General features: G+C 73.2%; 9 protein-coding genes, 1 tRNA gene and 1 pseudogene. 6 read left to right on the top strand and 5 right to left on the bottom strand.

Annotated elements, in window-relative coordinates; genetic code table 11:
* Positions 1-161: 161 nt before the first annotated feature.
* The 3 genes from ABZ573_RS08395 to ABZ573_RS08385 form a co-directional block, all read right to left on the bottom strand.
* Positions 162-1,319: a branched-chain amino acid ABC transporter substrate-binding protein gene (locus tag ABZ573_RS08395; RefSeq protein ID WP_151455513.1), complete on the bottom strand. Its 1,158-nt coding sequence runs from the start codon at positions 1,317-1,319 to the stop codon at positions 162-164.
* 259 nt (positions 1,320-1,578) lie between these two features.
* Entirely contained in the window at positions 1,579-2,745 is a 1,167-nt protein-coding gene (locus tag ABZ573_RS08390; RefSeq protein WP_358116729.1) for a hypothetical protein, read from the bottom strand.
* An 81-nt stretch (positions 2,746-2,826) separates the two neighbouring features.
* Positions 2,827-3,447 carry a response regulator gene (locus ABZ573_RS08385; protein ID WP_151457121.1) on the bottom strand — a complete coding sequence of 207 codons (621 nt, stop codon included), beginning with the start codon at positions 3,445-3,447 and terminating at the stop codon, positions 2,827-2,829.
* 104 nt (positions 3,448-3,551) lie between these two features.
* Between ABZ573_RS08385 and ABZ573_RS08380 the strand changes: the two genes are divergently transcribed.
* The 3 genes and pseudogenes from ABZ573_RS08380 to ABZ573_RS08370 all read left to right on the top strand — a co-directional run bounded on the left by ABZ573_RS08380 (position 3,552) and on the right by ABZ573_RS08370 (position 4,409).
* Positions 3,552-3,624 (top strand) — tRNA-Leu (locus ABZ573_RS08380).
* Positions 3,600-3,758 (top strand): annotated as a pseudogene (locus ABZ573_RS08375) (hypothetical protein); the annotation flags it as partial. The gene ABZ573_RS08380 and the pseudogene ABZ573_RS08375, both read left to right, overlap by 25 nt.
* 162 nt (positions 3,759-3,920) lie before the next feature.
* Positions 3,921-4,409, top strand: a complete 489-nt coding sequence (locus ABZ573_RS08370) for a hypothetical protein (RefSeq protein WP_358116788.1) — start codon at positions 3,921-3,923, stop codon at positions 4,407-4,409.
* 171 nt (positions 4,410-4,580) lie between these two features.
* Here ABZ573_RS08370 and ABZ573_RS08365 read toward each other — a convergent pair whose 3' ends face one another.
* Positions 4,581-5,759 (bottom strand): PLP-dependent transferase, encoded by a 1,179-nt coding sequence (locus ABZ573_RS08365; RefSeq protein ID WP_358116726.1) that lies wholly within the window; start codon positions 5,757-5,759, stop codon positions 4,581-4,583.
* Between the two features lie 83 nt (positions 5,760-5,842).
* On the opposite strand from ABZ573_RS08365, the gene ABZ573_RS08360 reads away from it, so the two are divergent.
* Together ABZ573_RS08360 and ABZ573_RS08355 are read left to right on the top strand one after the other, a co-directional pair.
* Positions 5,843-6,322 carry an Lrp/AsnC family transcriptional regulator gene (locus ABZ573_RS08360; RefSeq protein WP_132236429.1) on the top strand — a complete coding sequence of 160 codons (480 nt, stop codon included), beginning with the start codon at positions 5,843-5,845 and terminating at the stop codon, positions 6,320-6,322.
* A 69-nt stretch (positions 6,323-6,391) separates the two neighbouring features.
* Positions 6,392-7,414 carry an LLM class flavin-dependent oxidoreductase gene (locus ABZ573_RS08355; protein ID WP_151457118.1) on the top strand — a complete coding sequence of 341 codons (1,023 nt, stop codon included), beginning with the start codon at positions 6,392-6,394 and terminating at the stop codon, positions 7,412-7,414.
* Between the two features lie 220 nt (positions 7,415-7,634).
* Here the strand turns inward: ABZ573_RS08355 and ABZ573_RS08350 are convergent, their stop codons facing one another.
* Complete coding sequence (locus tag ABZ573_RS08350; RefSeq protein ID WP_358116722.1) at positions 7,635-9,911, bottom strand: cellulose binding domain-containing protein; 2,277 nt, start codon at positions 9,909-9,911, stop codon at positions 7,635-7,637.
* Between the two features lie 350 nt (positions 9,912-10,261).
* On the opposite strand from ABZ573_RS08350, the gene ABZ573_RS08345 reads away from it, so the two are divergent.
* Positions 10,262-11,695 carry a pyridoxal-dependent decarboxylase gene (locus ABZ573_RS08345; protein WP_358116719.1) on the top strand — a complete coding sequence of 478 codons (1,434 nt, stop codon included), beginning with the start codon at positions 10,262-10,264 and terminating at the stop codon, positions 11,693-11,695.
* Positions 11,696-11,944 lie beyond the last annotated feature (249 nt).

Below are 11,944 nucleotides of genomic sequence, written 5' to 3'. Positions count from 1 at the left end.
TGGCGGGTCGTGTTTTTGCCCCCTCTGTTGTTTATCTGTTCGTCTTTTTTAACTTTTGGCCCGCCCTTTCTGGGTTGGGTTTTAACTGTGGGGCGCGGCCGGGAGCACAGCTCCCGGCCGCGCCCGCGATCACCACTCAATCGCCGTTGCAGCGACCGACGTCAGGACTTGGGGATCTCCTGGTCCGGAACGACCTTGCCGTCCTTGACCTTGAAGGCCCAGACCTTGACCTGCGCCGGGTCGAGCTCGCCGCCCTCGACGAACTTGTAGCTCGCCGCGACGCCCTCGCCGCTGTAGCCCTTCACGAACTCCAGCAGGCCCTCACGGCTGGTCTTGCCCGCCTTGATGCCGGCCAGCAGGATGTTCGCCGCGTCGTAGGCCGTGTCGCTGTAGGTGCCCGGGTCGGTGCCGTTGAGCGCCTTGTACTCCTCGATGAAGGTGCCACGCGCCTCAGCGGCCGGCTGGCACGGGCAGGTGAGGATGGTGCCCTCGGCCGCCGCCGCACCCGCGGAGGTGATGTACGCGGCGTCGTTCACGCCGTCGCCGGCGATCAGCGGAGCGGTGACCCCGGCAGCGGTGAGCTGCTTGCGGATCAGGCCGGCCTCCTGGTAGTAGCCGCCGTAGAAGACCGCCTTGACGTTGGCGGCCTTGACCTTGGTGACCACGGCCGAGAACTCGACCTGCTTGCCGTCGCCCTGGACCTTGTCCGAGCCGACGACCGCGGGGCCGAGCAGCTTCTTGACCTCGTCGGCCAGGCCGGCGCCGTACGCGGACTGGTCGTCGATGACGTAGACCTTGTCGGCCTTCAGCACGTTCTTGATGTAGTTGCCGGCACCCGGGCCCTGGCTCAGGTCGTTGCCGACCGCGCGGAAGAAGGTCTTCCAGTTCTGCTTCGCGAGCGTCGGGTTGGTGGCCGACGGGGTGATGGTCACCAGACCGGCCTCGTTGAAGAGCGGACCGGCGGCCTCCGACTCACCCGAGTAGGCCGGGCCGACGATGCCGAGGATCTTGGTGTCGTCGATGGCCTTCTGGGCCAGCTGCGGGGCCTGGTCCGGGCTGCCCTGCGAGTCCAGGGGAACCAGCTCGACCTTGCAGTCGGCGTTCTCCTTGTTGTACTTGTCGACCGCCAGCTTGACGCCGTTGTTCTCGTTGATGCCGAGCGCCGCCGACGGGCCGGTCAGCGCGCCGAAGAACGCGATCTTGTTGCCGCAGGCGTCGCCACCGGACGCCGCGTCGTCGCTACTGGAGCATGCCGTGCCGCCGGCGACGAGCGCCAGCATGGCGACCCCACCGATAACGCGCGCGAGCTTCTGCCTCAAGGCCCGAACCCTCCTCCGTCCAATGGTCCGAACCACCCGCTGCCGATTGGCCCTTGCGGGGGCGGACGAACCAGACCGTCGTCGCCGGTCTGGGGCCGGACGCTATCCCACCTTTGAGCTGTGACGAAAGCCCCAGGGGAGCGGGTTGACCGAACCGTTACACGGCGTGGCGGGTTCGAAACGATCGCTGTAAGAACCGTCGGCGGCAAAAGGCCTTCGCCTTCGTTTCATCGGTAACGGGTCGAACTTCGTCCACCCTTTACCGATCGATGGCCGGTAACCCGACTGACCAGGCACGGGACGCCTTCCCGTCGTCAGACACCAACACCAGTCGATCACCCTGCGACGCGACCGCCACAGCCGTGTTCCCACCATCCGGCACCGGGGCCGGCATGGTCATCAGTCGCCACGAATCCCCCGCATCGGCGGAAAGCCACAGTCCGTGACCACCGCCGTCCCCCGTCACCGCGACCAACTCCCGCCCGGCCGGCACCAGGGCGTCGACCGCGGACACCCCCGGACCGGCCGCGCCGAACCCGCCGGCCCGCCGCCACTCGTCGCCCACCAGCCGCCAGGTCGCGAACCCGTCGCGCACCGGGCCGACGGCCACCACCGCACCGTCGACCGAGGCCACCCGCTGCGCCTGGCCCCGCCCGTCCGGCACCGGCAGCGCCATCCGCCGCCAGGACCGCCCGTCGGCCGAACTCCAGGCCAGGGGCGTCAGCGCCGTCGCGCCGGGCGGCAGCACCGCGCCCACCACCCACCAGCCCGCCGGCACGGCCACCGCGTCGTACGCGACCGTCCGGCCCCGCCCGTCACCGGCGAGTTCCGCGACGCCCTCCCGGATCGCGAACCGCTCGCCGTCCGACGACGTCCAGACCGCCGCCCCGTCGACCCGCGCCCCCGCGATCAGCCACCCGGCCGGGCCCGCCGCCAGCCGCGCCACGCTCACCGCGCGCGGGCCGGCGTACAGCTCGAAGGGCGCCGACGCCTCCCGGAGCTGCCCGCCCGGCGACTGCGACCAGGTGCCCGTGCGCGGGTTGCCGTGCGCGCCGCCGTTCTTCGCCCCGAGCGCCGCCAGCCGGCCGCCGCGGCACGCGGCCGCGTAGAGCACGTGCTGACGGCCGTAGTGGCTCGACGGCGACATCGGCAGCGCCGTCCACGACACGCCGTCGGTGCTGCGCCAGGCCGCCGGCCGGGTCTCCCCCGCCGCGTCGGCCAGCCCGCCGACCACGTACCACGTGCCGGCGCAGGCCACGGCGTCGCGCAGCAGCGGCCGGCCGGGGGCGCCCGGCGGCGCCGGCAGGGTCAGCGGCTGCCACCGCGGGCGCAGCGGCTCTTCGGCGGGCTCCGCCGGGGCCCGGTCGCAGCCGGCCGGCAGCACCGCGAGGACACCGAGCACCGCCACCAGCCGCCGGGTCCGCATGGATCAGATGCTATCGATCAACCGGCCCCGCGAGGAGTCCCCGGAGCGCTCCCCGGCGTGTCGCGTCGCCCCGGCGGCACCTCAGGACGCGGGCTGGGCGACCTCGCCGCCGGCGGTCTCGGCGAGGATCCGCTCGGCGACCTCCTTCATGGTCATCCGGTGGTCCATCGCCGTGCGCTGGATCCACTTGAACGCCTGCGGCTCGGTCATCCCGTACGTCGTCATCAGCGCGCCCTTGGCGCGCTCGACCGTCTTGCGGATCTCCAGCCGGTCGGTCAGCCCCGCGACCTCCGCCTCCAGGGCGGCGATCTCCGAGTAGCGCGACAGCGCGATCTCCACCGCCGGCACCAGGTCGCTCTTCTGGAAGGGCTTCACGAGGTACGCCATCGCGCCGGCCGCCCGGGCCCGCTCCACCAGGTCACGCTGGCTGAACGCGGTCAGGATGATCACCGGGGCGATCCGGGCGCCCGCGATCCGCTCGGCGGCGGCCAGCCCGTCCATGATCGGCATCTTGATGTCGAGAATGACCAGATCCGGCTTGAGCTCCTCGGCGAGCCGGACGGCCGTCTCGCCGTCACCGGCCTCCCCGACGACCTCGTAGCCCTCCTCGACGAGCATCTCGGCCAGGTCCAGCCGGATCAGCGCCTCGTCCTCGGCGATCAGAACGCGCCTGCGCTCGACGTCCGTCTGCATCTCGGCCACGAGCCACTCCCACCAGTCTGTGCTCGACACCCGCGATGCCGGGTGTCGCCGCCCTTAGCGTAGTGGGTAACCTATGTGGCGCCGCCACAGCGTTGGGCGACGACGTCCCCGTATTCCAATGGCAGAGAAGCGGAGCTCAAACCTCCGACAGTGTGGGTTCGAATCCCACCGGGGACACCGGAACTGTCGTACGGGCGTACGAGACTCGTCCTGTGCACGCACCGGAGATACGCGCCCGAGCCCTCAGAGTCCACCTGGGCGGCGCAACCATCGCCGAGGCTGCCCGGGCCGTCGGTCTTTCCTACCGGACTGTCTGGGAGTGGTGCCGCGAGCGGCCGCAACCGCTGGTTCGAAGCACGGCAGAGCGCTGTTTCCGCTGCCGTCGCGACGACGGATATCCGACAAACCCATCGGCCTACAGCTACCTGCTGGGCCTCTACCTGGGTGACGGGCACCTGGTCACTAGCTCGCGGGTGCCGGTCTTGAGGATTTCCTGCGGCGACGCGTGGCCCGGGTTGATCGACGCCTGCGACTCCGCTATGCGGGCGGTGCTGGCCAACAAGGTCCAGCGGGTTCCACAACAGGGCTGCGTGAGCGTGCAGAGTTACGGCAAGCACTGGCCGTGCCTGTTCCCGCAGCACGGTCCCGGCAAGAAGCACGAGCGTCAGATCACCCTCGCCGACTGGCAGAAGAGGATCGTCACCGCCCATCCCGGGCCTTTCCTGCGGGGTTTGTTCCACTCCGACGGCTGCCGGTTCAGCAACCGGGTGACGACGCGCGGCAGGAGCTACGTCTACCCGCGCTACATGTTCGTCAACGAGTCGGCCGACATCATGGGGCTCTGCCAGTGGGCACTGGACCTGCTCGGCATCGCCTGGCGGATGAACCGCCGCAACTCCCTCTCCGTGGCGCGCCGGGACGCCGTCGCCGCCCTCGATCGCCACGTCGGCCCGAAGTCCTGACCGTGCCGCCCGGTCGACTCCCACGAGTGGAACGCCACGGGTGTCACCGGGGCCCGTTGACACCCGTGGCGTTCCACTCCCGTGTGCGTCACGCCGCCCGCGGCGGGGCGGCTCGCGGCAACGGGGCGACCGACTCGCGGCAGCGAAGGCGGGCGACGACGTCGGTTCGGGTCAGCCGAGTTCGGCGAGGGCCTGGGCCAGGTCCGCGCGCAGGTCCTCGGCGTCCTCCAGGCCCACCGAGACGCGCAGCAGGCCCCCGCACGGCTTGGCCTCCCCCTCGACGGGGCGGTGGGTCAGCGAGGCCGGGTGCTGGATGAGGGTGTCGACGCCGCCCAGCGAGACCGCGTGGGTGATCAGCCGGCAGGCGTTCGCGACGGCGGCCGCGGCGGGGGCGCCGCCGCGTACCTCGAAGGCGAGGAGGCTGCCGGGGCCGCTCATCTGCCGTCCGACGAGCCCGGCGGGGTCGTGCAGCGACGGGTGGTGCACCTGCGCGACGGCGGGGTGGGCGGCGAGCCAGGCGGCGAGCTTCTCGGCGCCGGCCTGCTGGGCACGCACCCGCACCGGCAGGGTCTGCAGGCCGCGGTGCAGCAGGTACGCGCCGAGGGGGTGCAGGATCGCGCCGGTGAGCGCGCGGACCTGGCGCAGCCGGGCGGCCCAGTCGGCGTCGCAGGCGACCACGCCGGCGAGGACGTCGCCGTGCCCGCCGATGCTCTTGGTGGCGCTGTGCAGCACGAGCGCGGCACCGTGCCGGGTGGGTTGCTGGAGCACGGGGGTGGCGACGGTGTTGTCGACGAGCAGCGGCACGTCGCCGGCGGCGCGGGCGAGGGCGGCGATGTCGACCAGGTCGAGGGTGGGGTTGGCCGGGGTCTCGGCGATCACCAGGGCGGTGTCGGGGCGGACGGCGGCGGCGACCTCGTCGGGGCGGGCCCAGGTGACGGTGGTGCCGAGCAGGCCGGTGGCGAGCACATGGTCGGTGCCGCCGTAGAGGGGGCGGACGGCGACGAGGTGCCGCCTGCCGTCCCGGGTGGCGGCGAGCAGGGTGGCGGTGAGGGCGGCCATGCCGCTGGCGAAGGCGACGGCGTCGGTGGTGTCCTCGAGGTCGGCGAGGGCGGTCTCGAAGCGGGCCACGGTGGGGTTCCACAGGCGCTGGTAGACGGCGCTGCCGCCGGCGGGGAGGGTGCCTCCGGTGGCGAGGGCCTCGTAGGCGTCGCCGCCGGCGTCGACGGACGGCAGCGGGTTGGTGGTGGAGAAGTCGATCGGCGGCACGTGGACGCCGAGTGCGGCGAGGTCGTCGCGGCCGGCGTGCACGGCTCTGGTGTCCACGGTCGTCATGCTGAAAGGATCGAACATAGCGCCAACGGGCGGCAATAGTTCCGAACATGATTCGGTAATTGCCCTTGGAGGCGCGGGCTGGTTCGATGGATGATGCCTCCATGCCCCTTGCTACGAATGATGTGCGGCGGTTCGCCGACCTGGACGACACCGACCGGGCGATCCTGTCGGAGCTGGCCGCCGACGGCCGCCTGCCGAACAACGCCCTCGCCGAGCGGGTCGGGGTGGCCCCCTCGACGTGCCTGACCCGCACCCGCGCCCTGCGGGAGCGCGGGGCGATCCGCGGGTTCCACGCGGAGGTCGATCCGGCGGCGGTGGGGCTGCCGTTGCAGGCGCTGGTGTCGGTACGGCTGACCGCGCACGAGCGGGCGGCGGTGGACGCGTTCCGGGCCCGGTCGGTGCGGCTGCCGGGGGTGGTGGCGGTGTTCCACGTGGCGGGCGCGGAGGACTACGTGCTGCACGTGCGGGCGGCCTCGGCGGACGCCCTGCGGGACTTCGTGCTGGACCACCTGGCCGTGGACCCGGCGGTGCAGCACACCCAGACGAGCCTGATCTTCGAGCAGGCCCGCGGCATGGGCTGAGCGCGCTGCGGGCCCGCGACGGGCGCGTGAGCCGGATCGCCCCGGGGAACAAACCCGAGGTGGGACGGGTTGGCCACCCTTGTGATCAACGTACCGCTGTCTGTTCTCGATCTTGCCCCGGTCGCGGCCGGCGCCACTGCCGGCGCGGCGCTGCGGCACACCACCGAGCTGGCCCGGCGCACGGAGGAACTCGGGTACCGCCGGTTCTGGGTGGCCGAGCACCACAACATGCCGGCGATCGCGAGTTCCGCGCCGGCGGTGCTGCTCGCGCACCTGGCGGCGCACACGTCGACGATCCGGCTCGGCTCCGGCGGGGTGATGCTGCCCAACCACGCGCCGCTGGTGGTGGCCGAGCAGTTCGGCACCCTCGAAGCGCTGCACCCGGGCCGCATCGATTTGGGCATCGGCCGTGCCCCCGGCACCGACCAGGTGACCGCGCTGGCGCTGCGCCGGACGATGGAGGGGCTGTCGGCGGAGGGCTTCCCCCGGGAGCTGTCGGACCTGATGAACTACTTCAGCGGGGAGCGGCCGGGACCGATCACCGCCACCCCGGGCCTCGGCGAGCAGCCGGCGGTCTGGCTGCTCGGCTCCAGCGGGTTCAGCGCCCAGCTGGCCGGGCTGCTGGGCCTGCCGTTCTCCTTCGCGCACCACTTCAGCGCGCAGAACACGGTGCCCGCGCTGGCGCTGTACCGGCAGCACTTCCGGCCGTCGAAGTGGCTGGAGAAGCCGTACGCGATGGTGGCCGTCAACGCGGTCTGCGCGGACACCGACGAGCGGGCGGAGTGGCTGGCGGGGCCGGCGGCGCTGTCGTTCCTGCGGCTGCGCTCGGGGCGGCCCGAGCCGCTGTCGACGCCGGACGAGGCGGCGGCGTACCCGTACACGGAGGCCGAGCGCGAGTTCGTGCGGCAGCGCCGCGACGGGCAGGCGACGGGCTCCCCCGAGACGGTACGGCGGCAGCTCGGGGAGCTGCTGGCGCGCACCGGCGCGGACGAGCTGATGCTGACCACGCTGGTGTACGACGTGGCCGACCGGGTGCGCTCGTACGAGCTGATCGCCGAGCACGTGGCCGGTGGCCTGCGCCGCGAGGGCTGAAACACGATCTTCACGTCGGCGTCACCGGGGCGACGCGTGGCCCGCCTAGTTTTGACCTCGGTGGTGGTACGGCATTCCCGGTCGGGACGGGTCGGGGATGCCGCGGTGTGGGGCACCGGGCCGGAGCTGTGCGGATTCCGCGGCTGCGGCCCGGTGCCTTTTCCGTTCTGCGACCGGCCGACCGTGCGCCCCGGGGCGCCGCCGCCGACCGGTCGTCGGGTCACCGCAGGTAGACGTTGGGCGTGGGCGGGGCGGCCATGCCGTCGCCGAGGAAGAAGCCCGGGTGCGGGGGCTGGTTGTAGGCGGTGTTCTGCCAGGCGACCGCCACCCGGTACTGCGGGTCGTGCATGAGCGTGTGGATCCGGGTGTTGGTGGGCGTGGGCGTGCTGTAGATGCGCAGGGCCCGGCTGTCGGTGGTGCGCCAGACGACCTCCTCCCGCCAGTCGCCGAACAGGTCGGCGGAGAGCGCCGGGGTGGACTTGGTGCCGTTGTTCGCCGCCACGCCGCTGGCGGTCAGCAGGCGGGTGTCGCCACCGGTGCCGTACTTGTCGATCCGGGTGCCGTCGAGCAGTTCCCGGACGGGGTCGCCGTCCCACCAGGCGAGGAAGTTCGCCGAGGACGGCCGGCGCCCGACGACGGCCCCGGTGGCGCTGTAGAGGTCGCCCATGTGGGTGCCGGCGCCCCAGAACTCGGCGCCGGGGCTGCCGGCGTGGATGTCGGCGGCGACGCCCCGGCCGGGGCCCTCGACTCCCCCGTTGTTCGGCCGCTGCCAGAAGACCTGACCGGTACGGGCGTCGTGCAGGTCGGCCGCCGGCTGGTTGCCGGACTCGTGGATGGTGAAGACCTCCAGGCCGGCGCGGGCGGGCAGGAGGTCGCCGACGTGCAGGGCGTCGCCGTGGCCGAAGCCGGTGGCGTACATCAGGCGGCCGTCGTCGTTGATGGTGGCCGACCCGTACACGATCTCCTGGCGCCCGTCGGCGTCGACGTCGGCGACGGAGAGGTTGTGGTTGCCCTGGCCGTAGGCGGCGCCGTTGCCCGAGGCGTTGGAGTCGAAGGTCCACCGCTTGCGCAGGGTGCCGTCGCGGAAGTCCCAGGCCGCCACGACCGCCCGGGTGTAGTAGCCGCGGGCCATCACCAGCGAGGGGCGCTGCCCGTCGAGGTAGGCGGTGGCGGCGAGGAAGCGGTCGACCCGGTTGCCGTAGTTGTCGCCCCAGGAGGAGACGGTGCCCCGCGGCGGGTCGTAGTTGACGGTGGAGAGGACGGCGCCGGTGCGGCCGTCGAACATGGTCAGGTACTCGGGGCCGGCGAGGACGTACCCGCTGGAGTTGCGGTGGTCGGCGGTGGCGGAGCCGATCACCTGGCCGGTGCCGGAGCGGGTGCCGTCGGCGGTCTTCATGGCCACCTCGGCGCGACCGTCGCCGTCGTAGTCGTACACCTGGAACTGGGTGTAGTGGGCCCCGGCGCGGATGTTGCGGCCCAGGTCGACGCGCCACAGCCGGGTGCCGGTGAGGGTGTACGCGTCGACGTACACGTTGCCGGTGTAGCCGGACTGGGAGTTGTCCTTGGCGTTGGACGGCTCCCACTTGACCACGAACTCGTAGTCCCCGTCGCCGTCGAGGTCGCCGACGGAGGCGTCGCTGGCGGAGTACGTGTAGCTCTCGCCGCTCGGCGTGCTCGCGCCCGCCGGCACCTGCAACGGCACGTCGAGGTAGCCGGCGGGGAACCGGAGCGCGGCCGCGGAGGCGGCCTGTTCGGTGCCGCCGACCACGGCGCGCACGGTGTAGGTCGCGTCGGCCGCCGCGCCGCTGTCGAGGTAGTTGGTCGCCCCGGTGATCGGGCTGCCGTTGACCCTGGTCGCGCCGCGGTAGAGGTTGAAGGCGACCCCGGTCGTCTCGGTGCCGAGCAGCCGCCAGGAGACCAGGTTGCCGCTGCCGGAGCGGACGCTGACCAGTCCCCGGTCGAGGTCCTCCATCTGCACCGCCCCGGCCGGCGGCGGGGTGGTCGGCGGCGGCGTGGTGGGTGGCGGGGTCGTGGGCGGCGGGGTCGTGGGTGGCGGCGGGGTGGTCGGGCCGCCGGTGGGCGCGGCGCCGGTGCAGGCGGTGCCGTTGAGGGCGAAGCCGGTCGGTGGCGGGTTGCTCCCCTCCCACGAGCCGTTGAAGCCGAAGGTGGCGCTGGCGCCGGTGGCGATCACCGCGTTGTGCTCGACGTTGCGGGCGGTCACCTGCGCGCCGGACTGGTCGACGACGGCGTTCCACGCCTGGGTGACCCGCTGGCCGGCGATGTGCGACCAGGTGAGGGTCCAGCCGTTCACCGGGTCGCCCAGGTTGGTGACGGTGACGTCGGCGCCGAAGCCGCCGGGCCACTGGTTGGTGATCCGGTGCTCGACGCGGCAGCCTGCGGCGGCAGCCGAGGCGGTGAGGGTCGGAAGCGTACCGGCGGCGAGAGCGGCCGCGGCGGCCGCGGCGAGCAGCGCGACGCGGCGATGGGTGATGGGCATGGGGAGTGGCCTCCGGGGAGGTTGGGCGCGCGGCAACCGTCGCCGTCGGCCTGCCCGGGCCGGCGGGAGGAGACGCCGCGCTTGCGGCGGTGGTCCGACGCCGTCGGTACGGCGTCGGTGTCGACGCCGCCGCTCCGGTGTCGGGCGTCCCGGCGCCGGCACTGCGGCGTCGGTGCTCCGGCGGGCGGCGTCGAGGGGTGGCTCCGCGCACCTGCGATGCTAGGGCAAGCGCTTTCAGCGGACAATCCGTCTTCCCCCGCCGTCCTGGCAGCCCTGCTTCGGGCGTCCCCGTGGCGGTGGCACCAGCCACTTCCCTTGCCCCCGGCCCGGATTCTTGATCGACTCAGGGCGTGGCTGAGCACATGACCCCGGACGAGTTCCGACGCGCCGGGCACGCCGTGGTGGACTGGATCGCCGACTACTGGGCGACGCTGGAGCGGCGTCCGGTGACCTCGCAGGACCCGCCCGGGACGGTGGCCGCCCGGCTGCCCGCCGGCCCGCCGGAGCACGGCGAGCCGGTGGAGGCCGTCCTGGCCGACCTGGACACCCTGATCACGCCGGGGCTGACGCACTGGCAGCACCCCGGGTTCTTCGGCTACTTCCCGGCCAACACCTCGGGGCCCAGCGTGCTCGGCGACATGGTCAGCGCCGGGCTGGGCGTGCAGGGGATGCTCTGGGCGACCGGGCCGGCGTGCACCGAACTGGAGACGGTGCTGCTGGACTGGCTCGCCGAACTGCTGGACCTGCCGAAGCGGTTCCGCTCCGGCTCCGGCGGCGGCGGGGTGATCCAGGACTCGGCGTCCTCGGCGACGCTGGTGGCGACCCTGGTCGCGCTGCACCGCGCCGGCGGCGGCCGGTGGCGTGAGGTCGGCGTCGACCGCCGCTACCGCGCCTACGCCTCCACCCAGGGCCACTCGTCCATCGAGAAGGCCGCCCGGATCGCCGGGCTGGGCGCCGACGGCGTACGGCCGGTCGAGGTCGACCCAGAGACGCAGGCGATGTCCCCGGCGGCGCTGCGCGCGGCGATCGAGGCGGACCTGGCGGCCGGCGTGGTCCCGGCGATCGTGGTCGCGACCGTCGGCACCACCTCCACGACCGCGATCGACCCGCTGCCGGAGATCGGCGCGATCTGCGCCGAGTACGGGATCTTCCTGCACGTTGACGCCGCGTACGCGGGAGCGGCGGCGGTCTGCCCGGAGCTGCGGTTCGGGCACGCCGGCCTGGAGTACGCCGACTCGTACTGCTTCGACCCGCACAAGTGGCTGCTCACCGGCTTCGACTGCGACGCGTTCTGGGTGGCCGACACGGCGGAGCTGATCGAGGCGCTGAGCGTGCTGCCGGAGTACCTGCGCAACGCCGCCACCGAGTCCGGCGCGGTGATCGACTACCGGGACTGGCAGGTGCCGCTGGGCCGCCGGTTCCGGGCGCTGAAGCTCTGGTTCGTGCTGCGCTGGTACGGCGCCGAGGGGCTGCGCGCGCACATCCGCTCCGGCGTGTCGCTCGCCGCCCGGTTCGCCGACCGGGTCCGCGCCGACGACCGGTTCGCGCTGGTGGGGGCCCACCCGTACTCGCTGGTGTGCTTCCGGCTGGCGGCGGACGACGAGGCCAACGCGGAGCTGCTGGCCCGGGTCAACGCCACGGGCCGGGTGCACCTGACGCACACCCGGGTGAACGGCCGCTACACGCTGCGCCTGGCCGTCGGCTCCCCGCAGAGCACCGAGGTCCACGTCGACGAGGCGTGGACCCTCCTCACCGAAGCCGCGACCGCCCTCCTCCCCCACTGACCGCCGCCCCGCCGCCGCGCCACCTGCACCGGCTGGCCCGGTTACGGCCGGTGGCGGCCGCTTGGCGGCGCTGGCCGATCGCGCTGTGGCACGGCTGCCCGGGTCGATCGCGCTGGCGGCGCGGATACGCGCTGGCCGGTCGCGCTAACGGCGCGGATACGCGCTGGTTGGTCGCGCTGACGGCACGGCTGCGCTGACCTGCTGTGCTGCCGGCACGGCTGCGCCGACCGTGCTGCGGGTGCGGCTGCC

The organism is Micromonospora sp. NPDC007220, assembly GCF_040634035.1.
Lineage (GTDB): Bacteria > Actinomycetota > Actinomycetes > Mycobacteriales > Micromonosporaceae > Micromonospora > Micromonospora reichwaldensis.
Note: the sequence above shows the minus strand (reverse complement) of the source record. Positions and strands in the feature narration are given on the sequence as shown.